This window comes from Klebsiella sp. S69 (assembly GCF_016516145.1).
Lineage (GTDB): Bacteria > Pseudomonadota > Gammaproteobacteria > Enterobacterales > Enterobacteriaceae > Klebsiella > Klebsiella oxytoca.
Window position 1 is genome coordinate 185661 of record NZ_JACVUU010000009.1, and the last position, 15847, is coordinate 201507.

At 60.0% G+C, this 15847-nt stretch carries 14 protein-coding genes; 10 read left to right on the plus strand and 4 right to left on the minus strand.

All coding sequences use genetic code 11. The features are described from left to right. The first annotated feature begins 56 nt into the window (after positions 1 to 56). Positions 57 to 638: a fructose-1-phosphate/6-phosphogluconate phosphatase gene (gene yqaB / locus IAE27_RS11290; protein WP_024273891.1), complete on the plus strand. Its 582-nt coding sequence runs from the start codon at positions 57 to 59 to the stop codon at positions 636 to 638. Between the two features lie 145 nt (positions 639 to 783). On the opposite strand, the gene IAE27_RS11295 is transcribed toward yqaB, so the two are convergent. Both IAE27_RS11295 and betT read right to left on the minus strand, forming a co-directional pair. Beyond that, complete coding sequence (locus IAE27_RS11295) at positions 784 to 936, minus strand: Hok/Gef family protein (RefSeq protein WP_004100044.1); 153 nt, start codon at positions 934 to 936, stop codon at positions 784 to 786. A gap of 222 nt (positions 937 to 1158) precedes the next feature. Then, entirely contained in the window at positions 1159 to 3192 is a 2034-nt protein-coding gene (gene betT, locus IAE27_RS11300; protein WP_004100042.1) for a choline BCCT transporter BetT, read from the minus strand. Positions 3193 to 3320: 128 nt separating this feature from the next. Between betT and betI the strand changes: the two genes are divergently transcribed. The 3 genes from betI to betA are packed head-to-tail and all read left to right on the plus strand — an operon-like array spanning position 3321 to position 7076. Beyond that, entirely contained in the window at positions 3321 to 3914 is a 594-nt protein-coding gene (betI, locus tag IAE27_RS11305; protein ID WP_004111216.1) for a transcriptional regulator BetI, read from the plus strand. 10 nt (positions 3915 to 3924) lie between these two features. Continuing rightward, a complete protein-coding gene (gene betB, locus IAE27_RS11310; protein WP_108704090.1) occupies positions 3925 to 5397 on the plus strand; it encodes a betaine-aldehyde dehydrogenase in 1473 nt (490 codons plus the stop codon). Positions 5398 to 5411: 14 nt separating this feature from the next. Continuing rightward, positions 5412 to 7076, plus strand: coding sequence for a choline dehydrogenase (gene betA, locus IAE27_RS11315; protein ID WP_004100038.1), 1665 nt, complete (start codon positions 5412 to 5414; stop codon positions 7074 to 7076). Between the two features lie 133 nt (positions 7077 to 7209). Here betA and IAE27_RS11320 read toward each other — a convergent pair whose 3' ends face one another. Next, entirely contained in the window at positions 7210 to 7905 is a 696-nt protein-coding gene (locus IAE27_RS11320) for a GNAT family N-acetyltransferase (protein ID WP_023320529.1), read from the minus strand. Positions 7906 to 8114: 209 nt separating this feature from the next. Here IAE27_RS11320 and IAE27_RS11325 point away from each other — a divergent pair, with 209 nt between their 5' ends. The 5 genes from IAE27_RS11325 (at position 8115) to IAE27_RS11345 (ending at position 13250) form a co-directional block, all read left to right on the plus strand. Continuing rightward, positions 8115 to 9683 (plus strand): ABC transporter substrate-binding protein, encoded by a 1569-nt coding sequence (locus tag IAE27_RS11325; protein WP_004111210.1) that lies wholly within the window; start codon positions 8115 to 8117, stop codon positions 9681 to 9683. Positions 9684 to 9847: 164 nt separating this feature from the next. After that, positions 9848 to 10897, plus strand: a complete 1050-nt coding sequence (locus tag IAE27_RS11330; RefSeq protein ID WP_227685260.1) for an ABC transporter permease — start codon at positions 9848 to 9850, stop codon at positions 10895 to 10897. Further along, entirely contained in the window at positions 10897 to 11730 is an 834-nt protein-coding gene (locus IAE27_RS11335; RefSeq protein ID WP_004100032.1) for an ABC transporter permease, read from the plus strand. Before IAE27_RS11330 ends, IAE27_RS11335 begins: the two co-directional genes overlap by 1 nt. Next, the gene (locus tag IAE27_RS11340; RefSeq protein WP_023320527.1) at positions 11723 to 12559 is read left to right on the plus strand and encodes an ABC transporter ATP-binding protein; all 837 of its coding nucleotides are present in this window, start codon (positions 11723 to 11725) and stop codon (positions 12557 to 12559) included. The genes IAE27_RS11335 and IAE27_RS11340 overlap by 8 nt, the downstream gene beginning before the upstream one ends. Further along, positions 12546 to 13250: an ABC transporter ATP-binding protein gene (locus IAE27_RS11345; RefSeq protein ID WP_115239841.1), complete on the plus strand. Its 705-nt coding sequence runs from the start codon at positions 12546 to 12548 to the stop codon at positions 13248 to 13250. The genes IAE27_RS11340 and IAE27_RS11345 overlap by 14 nt, the downstream gene beginning before the upstream one ends. A 96-nt stretch (positions 13251 to 13346) precedes the next feature. Here IAE27_RS11345 and IAE27_RS11350 read toward each other — a convergent pair whose 3' ends face one another. Beyond that, on the minus strand, positions 13347 to 14684 hold the full coding sequence (locus IAE27_RS11350; protein ID WP_108704092.1) for an aspartate aminotransferase family protein: 1338 nt from the start codon (positions 14682 to 14684) through the stop codon (positions 13347 to 13349). Between the two features lie 182 nt (positions 14685 to 14866). Here IAE27_RS11350 and IAE27_RS11355 point away from each other — a divergent pair, with 182 nt between their 5' ends. Then, the gene (locus IAE27_RS11355; RefSeq protein ID WP_004100028.1) at positions 14867 to 15631 is read left to right on the plus strand and encodes an SDR family NAD(P)-dependent oxidoreductase; all 765 of its coding nucleotides are present in this window, start codon (positions 14867 to 14869) and stop codon (positions 15629 to 15631) included. Positions 15632 to 15847 lie beyond the last annotated feature (216 nt).

The following is a 15847-nucleotide window of genomic DNA, read 5'->3' on the forward strand; positions in this document are numbered from 1 at the left end:
GGAGCTTTCTCCGCATTTCCCTCCCTGACGATGATCACAGCACACAGGCAATCATTATGTATCGCCACTATCAGGCCCTGATTTTTGATATGGATGGCACGCTTTTTGACACCGAACCTTTGCACCGCAAAGCGTGGCTGAGCGTATTCGCTGCCGACAATATCACCATTTCTGAAGAGGAGCTGATTCCGTTCAATGGTTCAGCGCCCTGGCAGGTGGCCAGCCAGCTTGTGGCCTTAAAAGGATTACGAGCCGATCCGTTCTCCCTGGCCGAGCGTAAAAAACAGGCGATCGAGAACTTGCTGCAGACGGTCGATATTCAGCTTTTACCGGCCATGAAGATTTTACAGCAGTGGCAGGGCAAAATTCCCCTGGCGCTGGGAACCGGAAGCGAACGTAGCACCGTGGATATACTGCTTGCACGCTTTCAATTAACTCAGCATTTCGCCGCTATCGTCTCCGCTGACCGGGTTAAAAATCATAAACCCGCCGCCGACACTTTTTTATTATGTGCCAGCGAGCTTAAGGTTCAGCCTGAACGCTGCCTGGTTTTTGAAGACTCACGATTTGGTATTGAAGCCGCAAAAAATGCAGGTATGGACGTGGTCGACGTCAATACTCTGACGCCTGCCAGATAAGCATTATGCAGGGTGGCGGCGCTTTTGCTTTTAACCGGTCTCTGTTCTCTCGCCGTCCATCCTGCTCCCGGATCAGCAGAAAAAAGGTGCCTTAAGGTTCCTTACCCAGCCTGCGGATAAGCGGGGATAGCTCCCCGCATACCGGCTACTTCTTCGTTTCGTAAGCGAGAACGGCCTTGAACTCCATACTACGTTCTTTGATGCTCAGCTCGCACAGCGAGTCGTGCACCATTAACGTCAATCCCAGCGCTGTCAGACACAGCACGATGATTGCCACCAGGGCGTATTTTGTCAGCATCTCGTTGCCTCCATGCGAAGAAGAGGCTACTATCCAACGTGCTAGGGTTGGATCGTGAGCCTCAGGTTGATGGGAACATCTCCTGGGGCTTCGTCTTTCTGAATCCTCACCTAAGCCTGAACGCAGAAAGCCTCAGGCACCCGCCGCCATCATACGCTTCCCTGCGCTTTTCACTGTATATTTAACCAGCTGCAATCCTTTTTCAGAAAACGTTTAGATAGCCTACATTCCGGGGAAGGTCACGCTGTTGCCCGGCGCTTCGCGATGCAGGTGGATAAAGTTCAAATGACGCTCGTACTGGTCAAGAATATCGGTAATGACCTGCTCTTTGCTGTAGTCCATCAGGTCGTTGCCCTGACTCCCTTCCAGCAGGAAGGTCTCCAGACGATAGTAGGTCGACTTCCCGCTGCGCGCCCGGTAGGTAAAGCCGGGAATGGAGTACTGCTGCGGCCAGATCTGATAAACAAAGTTCTGCTCGTCGCCCATATGCACCAGCAGGTCGAGATGGCCCAGGTTGTCCCCCTCTTCCGGCGGCAGGCTTTTCAGCTCGACGTAGGCGCCGCGCAGCTTCAGCTCCTGCGCCACCTCTTCCATCGCCGGGAAGCACACCGTCTCCATCATCTGGCGGGTATAGCGCGTGCCGGGATAGTTCATCAGCCGCGACAGGCGCTTCTTCCAGCTCAGGCGATCCTGCACGCCCAGCGGTCGCGGGGCGGTGTCGCGGTTGGCGCTCTCGCGGCGATAATCCTCAACCTTCAGCGACTTATATAACCCCGCCATCACGAAGAAGATCACGAAGCTAAACGGCAGCCCCATAATCACCGTCGCGTTCTGCAGGGCGGAAATGCCGTTAGTCATCAGCATCCCCAGGGTCAGCAGGCCGATAACCACCGACCAGAAGATCCGCAGCCAGTTTGGCGCATCGCTGTTGATATCCTTCAGCTTCGAGGTGAAGTTACCCAGCACCAGCGCCCCGGAATCCGCGGAGGTCACGTAAAACAGCAGGCCGGTAATCGTCGCCACCGAAGCGCTAAAGGTAAACGCCGGATACTGCGCCAGCAGGTTATAGAAGCCGCGCTCCGGGTGGGCGACCGCCTCGGCGGCGAAGGCCGCATTGCCGTGGATGATTTCATACAGCGCGCTATTGCCGAACACCGACAGCCACAGCAGCGTAAAGGTGAACGGGATAATCAGCGTTCCCACCACAAACTGACGAATGGTGCGCCCGCGTGAAATACGCGCCAGGAACAGGCCGACAAACGGCGACCACGCCACCCACCACGCCCAGAAGAACAGGGTCCAGTTGTTCATCCACTCGACCGGACGATCGAAGGCGAAGCTGTTGAGGGTCATGCCCATAAAACGATTCACATAGTCGCCAACATTGAGCACCAGCGCGTTGAGCAGAAACTCGGTGTCGCCCATAAACAGGATAAACAGGATCAGCCCGAGGGCCAGCACCACGTTAAGCTCGGAAAGGATACGAATGCCTTTATCCACCCCGGAGGTCACGGAGATGGTGGCGATAATGACCGATAGCACGATCAGCGCCGCTTTCGCGCCCAGCGAATCCGGAATATCAAACAGCACGCTGAGGCCGTAGTTTAGCTGCACCACGCCAATCCCGAGGGTGGTGGCGATACCAAAAATGGTGCCGATAACGGCGGCGATATCCACGCTGTGGCCGATTGGGCCATTAATCTTTTTGCCGAAGATCGGATAGAGCGCGGAGCGGATGGTCAGGGGTAAATTATAACGATAGCTAAAGTATCCCAGCGCCATCCCCATCAGGGCATACATCGACCAGCCGGTCAGCCCGTAGTGAAACAACGTCCATACCATCGCCTGGCGCGCCGCCTCCATGGTCTGCCCCGCCCCTTCCGGCGGCTGCATATACTGGGTCACCGGTTCGGCGACGGAGAAAAACATCAGGTCGATACCGATACCGGCGGCGAACAGCATTGCCGCCCAGCTCATGACGCTAAACTCCGGCTTCGAGTGCTCCGGCCCGAGCTTCACCGAACCGAAACGCGAGCAGGCGATGCACACCACAAACACGATATACAGCGTTGCCGCCAGCAAATAGTACCAGCCGAAGGTCTTTGAAACCCAGTTCAGGGTACGGCCAATCCAAGCCGCGGAAAAATCGCTGAAGAAGAGAGTCATCAGGGAAAACAACAAAATCAGTCCGGCGGAGGTATAAAAAACCACCGGATTGATTTTGTCCTTTTCTCTGCTCGGCGAAAGGTCTGTCATCCATTCTCCTTACTTTTTTTGCAACTATTAAAACCAAAATCGGCAACAATTAAGACACATTTTATATTGAACGTCCAATCAAAAACCGCTTTAATAGATAAACAAAGCTGATGAATGGAGTCTGAGAAATGCCCAAACTGGGGATGCAACCGATACGGCAGCGGCAGCTGATTGACGCGACCCTGGCCGCCATCAATGAAGTGGGAATGCACGATGCCACCGTCGCGCAGATCGCCCGACGTGCTGGCGTATCGACCGGCATCATCAGCCACTATTTCAAAGATAAGAACGGCCTGCTGGAGGCGACGATGCGCGATATCACCGGCCAGCTGCGCCAGGCGGTGTTGAGCCGCCTGCACGCCCTGCCCGGGGCCGGCCCGCGGGAACGCCTGCGCGCCATCGTGGCCGGCAACTTCGACGAGAGTCAGATAAGCAGCGCGGCAATGAAGGCCTGGCTCGCCTTTTGGGCCAGCAGCATGCATCAGCCGATGCTCTATCGCCTGCAGCAGGTCAGCAGCCGACGACTGCTGTCGAATATCGTCTATGAGTTTCAGCGCGCCCTGCCGCGCGAAGAGGCGCAGGAGGCCGGGTACGGTCTCGCCGCGCTGATCGACGGGCTGTGGCTACGCGCGGCGCTGAGCGGTAAACCGCTCGATAAAGCCCGCGCCGAAACGCTCGCCGAGCACTTCATCAGCAAATATCTGCCACCGACTTCTCAATAATGGAGGACCCATGTCCCGAATGGCCGAACAGCAGCTTTACATCGACGGTGGTTATGTTTCCGCCACCAGCGGTAAAACCTTCGAGACGATTAACCCCGCCAACGGGGAAGTGCTGGCGACCGTCCAGGCCGCCGGCCGCGAAGACGTCGACCGGGCGGTAAAGAGCGCCCAAAAAGGGCAAAAAATCTGGGCGGCGATGAGCGCCATGGAACGTTCGCGCATTTTGCGTAAAGCGGTCGACATTCTGCGCGAGCGCAACGACGAACTGGCGCGTCTGGAAACTCTCGATACCGGCAAACCGCTGAGCGAAACCGCCGCCGTCGATATCGTCACCGGCGCTGATGTCCTGGAGTACTACGCGGGCCTGATCCCGGCGCTGGAAGGGAGCCAGATCCCGTTACGCGAAAGTTCATTCGTCTATACCCGCCGGGAACCGCTGGGCGTCGTCGCCGGGATCGGTGCCTGGAACTACCCGATCCAGATCGCCTTATGGAAATCAGCCCCGGCGCTGGCGGCCGGGAACGCGATGATCTTTAAGCCGAGTGAAGTCACCCCGCTCACCGCCCTGAAGCTGGCGGAAATTTACCGCGAAGCGGGACTCCCGGCGGGCGTATTTAACGTGCTGCCGGGCACCGGCGCCGAAACCGGCCAGTATCTCACCGAGCACCCGGACATCGCCAAAATCTCCTTTACCGGCGGCGTCGCCAGCGGCAAAAAAGTGATGGCCAACTCCGCCGCCTCCTCACTGAAGGAAGTGACTATGGAGCTGGGCGGAAAATCACCGCTGATCGTCTGCGAAGACGCCAACCTCGACCTCGCCGCCGACATCGCGATGATGGCTAACTTCTACAGTTCAGGCCAGGTCTGCACCAACGGCACCCGGGTATTCGTTCCGGCGCGCCTGAAAGCGGTATTTGAAGAGAAAGTCCTCGCCCGCGTGGCGCGTATCCACCCCGGCGATCTGTTTGCTGAAAGCACCAACTTCGGGCCGCTGGTGAGCTTCCCGCACCGCGAGAACGTGCTGCGCTACATCGAGACGGGTAAACAAGAAGGCGCGCGCCTGCTCTGCGGCGGCGAAGTGCTGAAAGGGGAAGGCTTCGACCACGGGGCATGGGTCGCCCCGACGGTATTTACCGACTGCGATGACCAGATGACCATCGTCCGCGAAGAGATCTTCGGCCCGGTGATGTCGATTCTGAGCTACGACGATGAGGAAGAAGCGGTTCGCCGCGCCAATGCCACCGAATACGGCCTCGCCGCTGGCGTCGTCACGCCGGATTTAAACCGCGCCCATCGTCTGATTCATCGGCTGGAGGCCGGGATCTGCTGGATCAACACCTGGGGCGAATCCCCTGCGGAGATGCCGGTCGGCGGCTACAAGCACTCCGGGATTGGCCGCGAAAACGGCGTACAGACGCTGCACAGCTACACCCAGATAAAATCCATCCAGGTTGAGATGGGTCAGTTTCAATCCATATTTTAACCAGGAGGTCATTTTTGCAGTTTGACTACATTATTATTGGTGCCGGTTCCGCCGGCAACGTACTGGCTACACGACTGACGGAAGATCCTGACACCACCGTCCTGCTGCTGGAAGCGGGCGGCCCGGATTACCGTTTCGACTTCCGCACCCAGATGCCCGCCGCGCTGGCGTTTCCTCTACAGGGGCGTCGCTATAACTGGGCCTACGAGACCGAGCCTGAACCGCATATGAACCATCGCCGCATGGAGTGCGGACGCGGTAAGGGACTCGGCGGATCCTCGTTAATCAACGGCATGTGCTATATCCGCGGCAACGCTATGGATCTTGATAACTGGGCCTCGGCGCCGGGGCTTGAGCACTGGAGCTACCTGGACTGCCTGCCCTATTACCGCAAAGCAGAATCCCGCGATATCGGCGCCAACGATTACCACGGCGGCGACGGCCCGGTCAGCGTCACCACGCCAAAGCAGGGCAATAATCCGCTGTTCCACGCGATGATTGAAGCTGGCGTACAAGCTGGCTATCCGCGCACCGACGATCTTAACGGCTACCAGCAGGAGGGATTTGGCCCGATGGATCGTACCGTGACGCCGCAGGGACGCCGCGCCAGCACCGCGCGCGGCTATCTCGACCAGGCGCGCGCGCGTCCCAATCTGACTATTCGCACCCATGCGCTGACCGATCATATTATTTTTGCCGGCAAGCGCGCCGTCGGCGTCGAGTGGCTGGAGGGCGACAGCACCGCGCCGTCGAAAGCGACCGCCAATAAAGAAGTGCTGCTCTGCGCGGGGGCTATCGCTTCGCCGCAAATTCTGCAGCGATCCGGCGTCGGCAGCCCGGAACTGTTGCGCCAGTTCGATATTCCGCTGGTACACGCCCTGCCGGGCGTCGGGGAAAACTTGCAGGATCATCTGGAGATGTATCTGCAGTACGAATGCAAAGAGCCGGTGTCGCTTTACCCGGCGCTGCAGTGGTGGAACCAGCCGAAAATCGGCGCCGAATGGCTGTTCGGCGGAACCGGCATCGGCGCCAGCAACCAGTTTGAAGCGGGCGGATTTATTCGCAGCCGGGAAGCCTTTACGTGGCCGAATATTCAGTATCACTTCCTGCCGGTCGCGATTAACTACAACGGCTCAAACGCGGTGAAAGAGCACGGCTTCCAGTGCCACGTTGGCTCTATGCGCTCCCCGAGTCGCGGCCACGTGCGGCTGAAATCGCGCGATCCGCACGAACATCCGGCGATTCTGTTTAACTATATGTCCAGCGAACAGGACTGGCAGGAGTTTCGCGATGCGATTCGGATTACCCGCGAAATCATGCATCAGCCGGCGCTGGATAACTATCGCGGCCGGGAGATCAGCCCGGGTGCGGAGTGCCAGAGCGATACCGAGCTGGATGAGTTCGTGCGCAATCATGCGGAAACCGCCTTCCATCCGTGCGGCACCTGTAAAATGGGCTATGACGAGATGGCGGTGGTCGATGGCGAAGGTCGGGTTCACGGACTGGAAGGCCTGCGCGTGGTCGACGCCTCGATCATGCCGCAGATTATTACCGGCAACCTTAACGCGACCACAATTATGATTGGCGAAAAAATGGCTGATGCCATTCGCGGCCGTCAGCCGCTGCCGAAGAGCACGGCGGCGTATTACGTGGCGAACGGCGCGCCGGTTCGCCGGTAAGAGGCGGTTCCCGTCACCCCGCCCTCTCCCCAACGGGGCGAGGGCGAAAACCGCATCAGTAGCCCCCTCAGGCCCTGTGCCGGGAGGCAACGTTTGCGCTGAACGGCTCCCTCTCCCTCCGGGAGAGGGAAAACTAGCGAAAATCTTCCAGCCGCTTTATCTGCCGTCCATTAGCATCAAAATTCTCCGGCGCCAGCCAGGCCCGCAGCGCCGCATCGCGCGCGGGCCATTCGCTGTCGATAATCGACAGCATATCGCTATCGCGGGTTCGTCCTTTACGCACCATTCTCTGGCGAAGGCGTCCTTCCCAGGTGAATCCCAGTCGGTCGGCGGCGCGGCGGGAAGCAATATTCATTGAATCGCACTTCCACTCCAGTCGACGATAGCCATGGGCAAAACCATTTTGCAGCAGCAGCCAGACCGCCTCGGTGCCGAGCGGCGTATTTTTCATCGCCCGCGACCAGGTGACGTGGCCAATCTCCACCGTGCCCATCGCCCGCTCAATCGCCATATAGCTGACCAGCCCGACGGCTCGCTCGCAACGCAGATCGACAACCGCGTAGGGCACCAGTCCGTCATCCATAACCTTGCCGGTGATCCAGTTCGCCGTTGACTCAACGCTCTGCGGGCGCGTGCTCGCCAGCCACGTCCAGTCACTGTCGTCGCCGAGAGCATAGGCAGCAAACAGATCCGCCGCGTGCCGGTCGGTATCCAGCGGCTCCAGTCGGCAATAGCGGCCATTTAACGCCGTGCGGCGCAGAAGCCCCGCCCCCCGCCACCCGGGCACGCGATCGTTGACCTGCTGACCAAATTCATTAATTTCAGGCACGCTTATCTCTCCCGTATTGTTATCAAATTGTTATAGCAAGAAAGCCGAACGGCCGGAAGATGCCCGGTACGATCGATCGTCATAACCCATTGGTCTTGCTTATGCTTTTTAAGCATAAACTTAGCCGATCTTTGACTTTACGCCCGTAATTAAGCGGCCTAACGTAGCGAAACATCAATAATCACAATAACTTTTTTCAGGGATCGCATATGACTAAAAAACTGCTGCCGCTGCTGGCGCTCGCCGCGTTATCCGCCGCCGTTCACGCCGCCACGCCGCCGGGGACCCTTGTGGTCGCCCAGGGCCTCGACGATATCGTCAGCCTCGACCCGGCGGAAGCCAACGAGCTCTCCAGCATCCAGACGGTACCGAGCCTTTATCAGCGTCTGGTGCAGCCGGACCGCGATAACCCTGAAAAAATCACCCCGATCCTGGCCGAAAGCTGGCAGGCCGATCCGGCGGCGAAAACGCTGACCATCAAGCTAAAGCCCGACGCCAAATTCGCCTCCGGTAACCCGCTACGCCCGGAAGATGTCATTTACTCATACACCCGCGCGGTCACCCTGAACAAATCGCCGGCGTTTATTCTTAACGTCCTCGGCTGGCAGCCGGATAACATCGCCAGCCAGTTGAAGAAGGTAGACGACCATACCCTCACGCTACGCTGGACTGCCGACGTCAGCCCGGCGGTGGCGCTGAATATTCTCTCCACGCCGATCGCCTCTATCGTCGATGAGAAACAGGTCGCCCCGAACGCCAAAGATAACGACTTCGGCAACGGCTGGCTGAAAATGCACTCGGCGGGCAGCGGCGCGTATAAAATGCGGGTCTATCAGCCGCATCAGGCCATCGTGCTGGAGGCCAACAGCAGCGCACCCGGCGGCGCGCCGAAGCTGAAAAGCATCATCATTAAAAACGTTCCGGACCCGGCCTCACGTCGTCTTCTCATCCAGCAGGGTGATGCTGACGTGGCGCGCGATCTCGGCGCCGACCAGATTGCGGCTCTGCAGGGTAAAGCGGGCGTCAAGGTTCTCAGCATCCCCTCCGCTGAGCAGAACTATCTGGTCTTTAATACCGGCAACAGCGCTAACCCGCTGCTGAAAAACCCGGCCTTCTGGGAAGCGGCGCGCTGGCTGGTGGATTACAACGGCATCACGAAAGATTTGCTGAAAGGGCAATATTTCGTCCATCAGAGCTTCCTGCCGGTCGGCCTGCCGGGCGCGCTGGAGAATAACCCGTTTACATTCAACCCGCAAAAAGCCAAAGACATCCTCGCTAAAGCGGGCATTAAAGAGGCGCATTTCACCCTCGACGTCGAAAACAAGCCGCCGTTTATCACTATTGCTCAGTCGATGCAGGCGAGCTTCGCCCAGGGCGGCGTGAAGGTGGATTTGCTGCCGGCCGCGGGTAGCCAGGTCTATGCTCGCGTGCGCGCCAAACAGCATCAGGCGGCGATTCGGCTGTGGATCCCTGACTATTTCGACGCCCACTCTAACGCCAGCGCCTTTGCCTACAACGACGGTAAATCCAGTACCGTCGCCGGGCTAAACGGCTGGCAGATCCCGGAGCTGAATAAAGCGACCCTGGCGGCAGTCGCCGAGCCGGACGCAGCGAAGCGCCAGGATCTGTATAAAAACATGCAGGAGGAACTGCAGCGCAATTCGCCTTACGTGTTTATCGATCAGGGTAAAACCCAGATTGTGGTTCGCGATAACGTGAAGGGTTACCAGCAGGGTCTCAATGCCGATATGGTGTGGTATGACCGGGTAACCAAATAACGCCTGGGGCAGGTACGATCAGGTAGCCCGGACAGGCGCAACGCGCCGCCTCCGGGAACGCAGGCCCCGATACCTTATGTTTTCCCGTTGGCGCTGCGCTGACCGGGCTACAACAACAGATCGCACCAGCTGATAACACTGTACTTTTTACCAACGGAATAACCATGTCTGCTTTTTTACCTCCCCGAGCAGAGCGGCGCGCAAAACGCCCCCTGCTCGCGCTGTTTCAGGGACTGCTGACGCTGGCCCTGACGCTGCTCGGCCTGCTGCTGGTGACCTTTGCGCTCTCTGCGCTGTCGCCGGTTGATCGGGTGCTGCAAATCGTCGGCGACCACGCCAGTCAGTCCACCTATGACCAGGTACGCCACCAGCTCGGCCTCGACCAGCCGTTGCCGCTGCAGTTCTGGCACTATCTGGTGAATCTCGCCCACGGCGATCTCGGTATCGCCAGCTCAACCGGCCAGCCGGTGCTGCACGACCTGCTTGCCGCGTTCCCGGCAACCCTTGAGCTGGCCACGCTGGCGCTGATTATCGGCGCGCTGTCGGGCGTTATCGCAGGCGTTCTCTGCGCCCGCTACGTCGGCTCGCCGTGGGATCTGGCGATGCGCACCTTTACGCTGCTCGGCAACTCGGTGCCGATCTTCTGGCTCGGCCTGCTGATGCTGGCGCTGTTTTACGCCAAACTGCAGTGGACGCCGGGGCCGGGGCGGCTGGACGATATTTATCAATACACCGTCGAACCGCGCACCGGCTTTGCGCTCATTGATACCTGGCTCTCGGGTGATAAAGAGGCGGTTAAAAACGCCGCCGGGCACCTGCTGCTGCCGGTGCTGCTGCTGGCCTATTACTCTCTGGCGAGCATCACCCGCCTGACCCGTTCCGCCTGCCTGAGCGAAATGAACAAAGAGTACATCCTGCTGGCGCGCGCCAAAGGGGCCGGTGAGATGACGATTCTGCTGCGTCACGTCCTGCCCAATATCCGCGGCACCCTGCTGACGGTGACCGCCCTCGCCTGGACCTCCATGCTGGAAGGGGCGGTGTTGACCGAAACCGTCTTCTCCTGGCCGGGAATTGGCCGCTATCTGACCACCGCGCTCTTTGCCGGCGATACCACGGCGATTATGGGCGGTACGCTGCTGATCGGCGCGAGCTTTGTGCTGATTAATAACCTCACCGACCTGCTGGTGCGGCTGACCGATCCGAGGATACGCTGATGCCTGGCTACCTTTTTTTACGCCGCCTGCGCCGTTCTCCCGCCGCCTTTTGCGGTCTGATCATCATTACGTTACTCCTGCTGACTGCGCTCTTTGCGCCCTGGCTGGCTCCGCTCGACCCGAACTGGCAGGACGCCGCCGCGCGGCTGCAGGGTCCGGGCGCGCGGCACTGGCTCGGCACCGACAGCTACGGTCGCGATCTTCTCTCAAGGCTGATTTTCGGCACCCGTCCGGCGCTGGGGCTGGTTGCGCTGGTGACGGCGATTACGCTCCCCGCCGGTCTGCTGGTGGGGATCCTGTCCGGCTATTACGGCGGCTGGCTGGAGCGCGTGCTGATGCGTTTTACCGACGTGGTAATGTCGATGCCGCGGCTGATTCTGGCCTTCGCGTTTGTCGCGATGCTCGGCCCGGGCCTGGTGAACGGCGCCCTGGCGCTGGCGCTAACGACCTGGCCCGCTTACGCCCGTCAGGCGCGCAGCGAAATTCAGCGCCTGCGCCACAGCGACTATCTGGCGGCGGCGGAGATGATGGGCATTCGCGGCTGGCGTCTGCTGATTGGCCATATTCTGCCGCTCTGTCTGCCCTCGGCGATCGTCCGGCTGGCGCTGGATCTAGCCGGGATTATTCTCGCCGCTGCCGGTCTCGGCTTCCTTGGCCTCGGCGCCCGCCCGCCAATGGCGGAATGGGGCGCGATGATCGCTGACGGCATGCAGGTCATTTTTGACCAGTGGTGGATCGCCGCCGCCCCTGGCGCCGTCATCCTGATCGCCAGCCTGGCGTTTAACCTGCTGGGCGATGGCCTGCGCGACGTTCTGGAGCCGCAACATGACTGATACTCGTCTGATCGTTCAGGGACTGACCATCGACTATCCCACCGCCAGAGTGGTGGACCATTTAAGCTTCACGCTCGGCAACGAGCGACTGGCGCTGGTCGGCGAATCCGGCTCCGGTAAATCCATGACCGCACGCGCCCTGATGGGGCTGGTCCGCCGGCCCGGCGTCGTCAGCGCCGATGCGCTCAACGTGCTGGGGCGCGACGCATTAACCCTTCGCGAGCGCGGCTGGCGCGCGCTACGCGGCAACAATATTGCGATGGTGCTGCAGGACCCGCGCTACGCGCTCAATCCGGTAAAAAGCATTCAGGCGCAGCTGGAAGAGGCATTAACTCTGCATCAGCGCCTTAGCCGCCGCGCGCGGCTGGAGGCGGTCAAAGCCGCCGTTGCCGCCGTCGGTCTGGATTTACCGGTACTCAACCGCTATCCTGGCGAACTCTCCGGCGGGATGGGCCAGCGGGTGATGATTGCCCTTGCGCTGCTCAATAATCCGCAGGTGCTGATCGCCGATGAGCCCACTTCAGCCCTCGATGCCCGACTGCGCAATCAGATCCTTGAACTGCTGGTAGAGCAGTGCGAACAGCGGCGGATGGCGATGCTGTTGATTAGCCACGACCTGCCGCTGGTGGCCGAGCACTGCCAGCGGGTGCTGGTCCTGTATCAAGGGAAAAAGGTCGATGAGATGGCGGCGCGAGATCTGCCGACGGCGACGCATCCCTACACCCGTACGCTCTGGACCTGTCGCCCGGCCGCGCAAACTTACGGTCAGATGCTGCCGACCCTCGACCGAACCCTGAACTTGACGGAGGCGGCGCATGGCAATCGTTAATCTCAACAATCTACAGGTGAATTTTGCTGAAAAAACCGCGGTGTCCGCCGCCAGCTTTGCCGTTGATGCAGGGGAAACGTTCAGCCTGATCGGCGCATCCGGCTGCGGAAAATCAACGATTCTCCGGGTATTAGCCGGGCTGCTGCGGGACTGGCGCGGCCGCGTTGAACTGTTCGATAAGGCCGTTACGCCGGGCGCGCGTTTTCAGGGCGAGCTGCGGCGCAACGTACAGATGGTGTTTCAGGACCCGTACGCCTCGCTGCATCCCAATCATACGCTATGGCGTACGCTGGCGGAGCCGCTGAAAATTCACGCTATCGGCGAGATCGAGCAGCGGGTGTCCACCGCCCTGGAAGAGGTGGGGCTGCCTGCCGACGCCGCGCGCCGCTATCCGCACCAGCTTTCCGGCGGCCAGCGCCAGCGGGTGGCGATTGCTCGCGCGCTGCTGCTGCGGCCAAAGATTCTGCTGCTGGATGAGCCAACGTCGGCGCTGGATATGTCGGTGCAGGCGGAAATACTGAATCTGCTCAATCGGCTAAAGCAGGAGCACGGAATGACCTATCTGCTGGTCAGCCACGATGCCGATGTGATTGCCCATATGTCGGACCGGGCAGCGTTTATGGCGGAAGGCGTGATTCAGCGCTTCTTTGACCGCGAAGCGCTGGCGAACGGCGAACATCGGTTAGACTGAAAACCCGCCCCCGCTTGCGGGGCTACGGGTTCGCCGCCATCTGCGAGAAGGTCGCCCGGGTAAGGCGTTTACGCCGCAACCCGGGAAATCATCCCCTTACTGAGCCAGGTTCGCGAAGCGGGCGAATACCGCATCAAAAATCGCCAGGCCTTTTGCCACCTGCCCGGCGCTGATGGTGCACGGCGGCACCACATGAATGCGGTTCTCCACCACAAACGCCAGCAGGCCGGCTTCGGTTAACGCGCCTTTAATGGCCGCCATATCGGCAGCGCCCAGCGGCGTTTTATGTTCGCGGCTGCTGACCAGCTCCAGCGCCTGGAACAGACCGCGGCCGCGCACGTTGCCGATAATCGCGTGCTTCTCCGCCAGCGCCTCCAGCCCCGGACGCAGCACCTCGTTGCCGATGGTCGCCGCGTTCTCCACCACCTTCTCTTCCTTCATCGCGTCAATGGTGGCGACAATCGCCGCCATCGCCAGCGGATGGCCGGAATAGGTCAGCCCCCCGGCAAAGAAATGGTCATCAAAGTAGCGGGCGATTGGCTCGCTAATCAGCACGCCGCCGGCCGGGACGTAGCCCGCATTGACCCCTTTGGCGAAAGTCACCAGATCCGGCACCACGCCATCCTGCTCGAAGGCAAACCAACTCCCGGTACGACCAAAACCGGCCATCACTTCATCAAGGATCAGCACAATACCGAACTCATCGGCCAGCGCCCGCACCCCCTGCATATAGCCCTCGGGCGGGACAAGAATCCCGGCGGTGCCCGGAATCGACTCCAGCAGAATCGCGGCTATCGCGTTCGGGCCTTCGCATTCAATCATCCGCCGCAGATGGGCCAGCGCGCGCTGGCACTCCTCCTCTTCCGTCGCGGCGTTAAATTCGCTGCGATAGAGGTAGGGATTGAAAAAGTGTACGTGGCCGCGGGAATACTCGTTCGGCACCCGGCGCCAGTCGCCGGTGGCGGCAATGGCGCTGCCGGTGTTGCCGTGATAGGAGCGATAGGCAGAGAGCACTTTATCGCGCCCGGTATAGAGCCGCGCCATGCGGATGGCGTTCTCGTTGGCGTCAGCGCCGGCGTTGGTGAAGAAAACTTTGCTAAAGCCTTCCGGCGCCAGCTCGACGATGCGCTTCGCCGCTTCGCCGCGGGCGAGGTTGGCGGTGGCGGGCGCGATGGTCACCAGCTCTTCCAGTTGGGCTTTCATCGCCGCCAGCACGCGCGGATGTTGATAGCCAATGTTGACGTTGACCAGCTGGCTGCTGAAATCCAGGTAAGTATTGCCTTCGTAATCCCACAGCTCGCAGCCTTTAGCCCCGGCGATCACCAGCGGATTTAAATTGCCCTGCATCGACCATGAATGAAACACATAAGCGCGATCCAGCTGCCGAACTTCATCATTGCTTATCGCTACCTCGTTCTGTAGTGCCAGCTTCATACCCTGCCCTCTCTCATGTCGTTGTTGTTGGCCTCATCATTGGTCGTTCAGGGCAGAAACGGATAGAGCCAGTCAGGCGAAAATGATGTGACACCGTGTCACATCGCCGCGCGCCGACTGGCTCTGTGCCCGCGCGCGCGGGGTTTTTATAGTGGGAGCGACAACCTGCACAGGAGAATGAAATGGCAACGAGCAAAGTGGTGTTTATTACCGGGGCGACCTCGGGTTTTGGGGAAGCAGCGGCGCAGGTCTTCGCCGATGCGGGCTGGTCGCTGGTGCTGAGCGGACGCCGTTTTGAGCGGCTGAAGGCGCTACAGGATAAGCTCGCCTCGCAGGTGCCGGTGCACATTATCGAACTCGACGTCCGCGATAGCGATGCGGTCGCCGGGGCCGTGGCGGCGCTGCCCGCTGAATTCGCCGATATCACGACGCTGATTAACAACGCCGGGCTGGCGCTGTCGCCGCAGCCCGCGCAGAAAGTGGATCTGGACGACTGGAAAACGATGATCGACACCAATGTCACCGGGCTGGTCAACGTGACCCATGCCCTGCTACCGACGCTGATTCGTCACGGCGCGGGGGCGAGCATCATCAATATTGGCTCTATCGCCGGGCAGTGGCCCTATCCCGGCAGCCACGTCTACGGCGCCAGTAAGGCTTTCGTGAAGCAGTTCAGCTATAACCTGCGCTGCGATCTGCTCGGGACCGGGGTGCGGGTGACCGATCTCGCGCCGGGTATTGCCGAAACGGAATTTACCCTGGTGCGCACCAAAGGCGACCAGGCGGCGTCGGACAATCTGTATCGAGGCACCACGCCGCTGAGCGCGCGGGATATTGCCGAACAGATGTTTTATATCGCCACCCTGCCGGACCATATGAACATCAACCGGGTCGAGGTCATGCCGGTACGTCAAGCCTGGCAGCCGTTCGCGATCGATCGGGATTGAGGTTTGGTAGGGAGGAGAGGCGCGTAAGCGCCGCCTCCGGGAATGGTAGCCCGGACAGGCGCGATAAGCGCCGCCTCCGGGAAAGTGTGCAGGGGTTCCGTTCACTATTATCCCGCAGAAAATGTCTCAACGTGGTAGGTGAACGGGTAAAGGGGGAGAAAACCATCTCCCCCTTTACAATCCCCGCGGTCCCGCAAAGAAATCGGTGCTGCGCAC

Excerpts from the sequence above, each read along its gene's own strand:
- IAE27_RS11340 (WP_023320527.1), top strand. The coding sequence starts at position 11,723 with ATGACTGATACTCGTCTGATCGTTCAGGGACTGACCATCGACTATCCC.
- betT (WP_004100042.1), bottom strand. The coding sequence starts at position 3,192 with ATGACAGACCTTTCGCCGAGCAGAGAAAAGGACAAAATCAATCCGGTG.
- betB (WP_108704090.1), top strand. The coding sequence starts at position 3,925 with ATGTCCCGAATGGCCGAACAGCAGCTTTACATCGACGGTGGTTATGTT.
- IAE27_RS11350 (WP_108704092.1), bottom strand. The coding sequence starts at position 14,684 with ATGAAGCTGGCACTACAGAACGAGGTAGCGATAAGCAATGATGAAGTT.
- betI (WP_004111216.1), top strand. The coding sequence starts at position 3,321 with ATGCCCAAACTGGGGATGCAACCGATACGGCAGCGGCAGCTGATTGAC.
- IAE27_RS11355 (WP_004100028.1), top strand. The coding sequence starts at position 14,867 with ATGGCAACGAGCAAAGTGGTGTTTATTACCGGGGCGACCTCGGGTTTT.
- IAE27_RS11330 (WP_227685260.1), top strand. The coding sequence starts at position 9,848 with ATGTCTGCTTTTTTACCTCCCCGAGCAGAGCGGCGCGCAAAACGCCCC.
- IAE27_RS11335 (WP_004100032.1), top strand. The coding sequence starts at position 10,897 with ATGCCTGGCTACCTTTTTTTACGCCGCCTGCGCCGTTCTCCCGCCGCC.
- IAE27_RS11345 (WP_115239841.1), top strand. The coding sequence starts at position 12,546 with ATGGCAATCGTTAATCTCAACAATCTACAGGTGAATTTTGCTGAAAAA.
- yqaB (WP_024273891.1), top strand. The coding sequence starts at position 57 with ATGTATCGCCACTATCAGGCCCTGATTTTTGATATGGATGGCACGCTT.
- IAE27_RS11325 (WP_004111210.1), top strand. The coding sequence starts at position 8,115 with ATGACTAAAAAACTGCTGCCGCTGCTGGCGCTCGCCGCGTTATCCGCC.
- IAE27_RS11295 (WP_004100044.1), bottom strand. The coding sequence starts at position 936 with ATGCTGACAAAATACGCCCTGGTGGCAATCATCGTGCTGTGTCTGACA.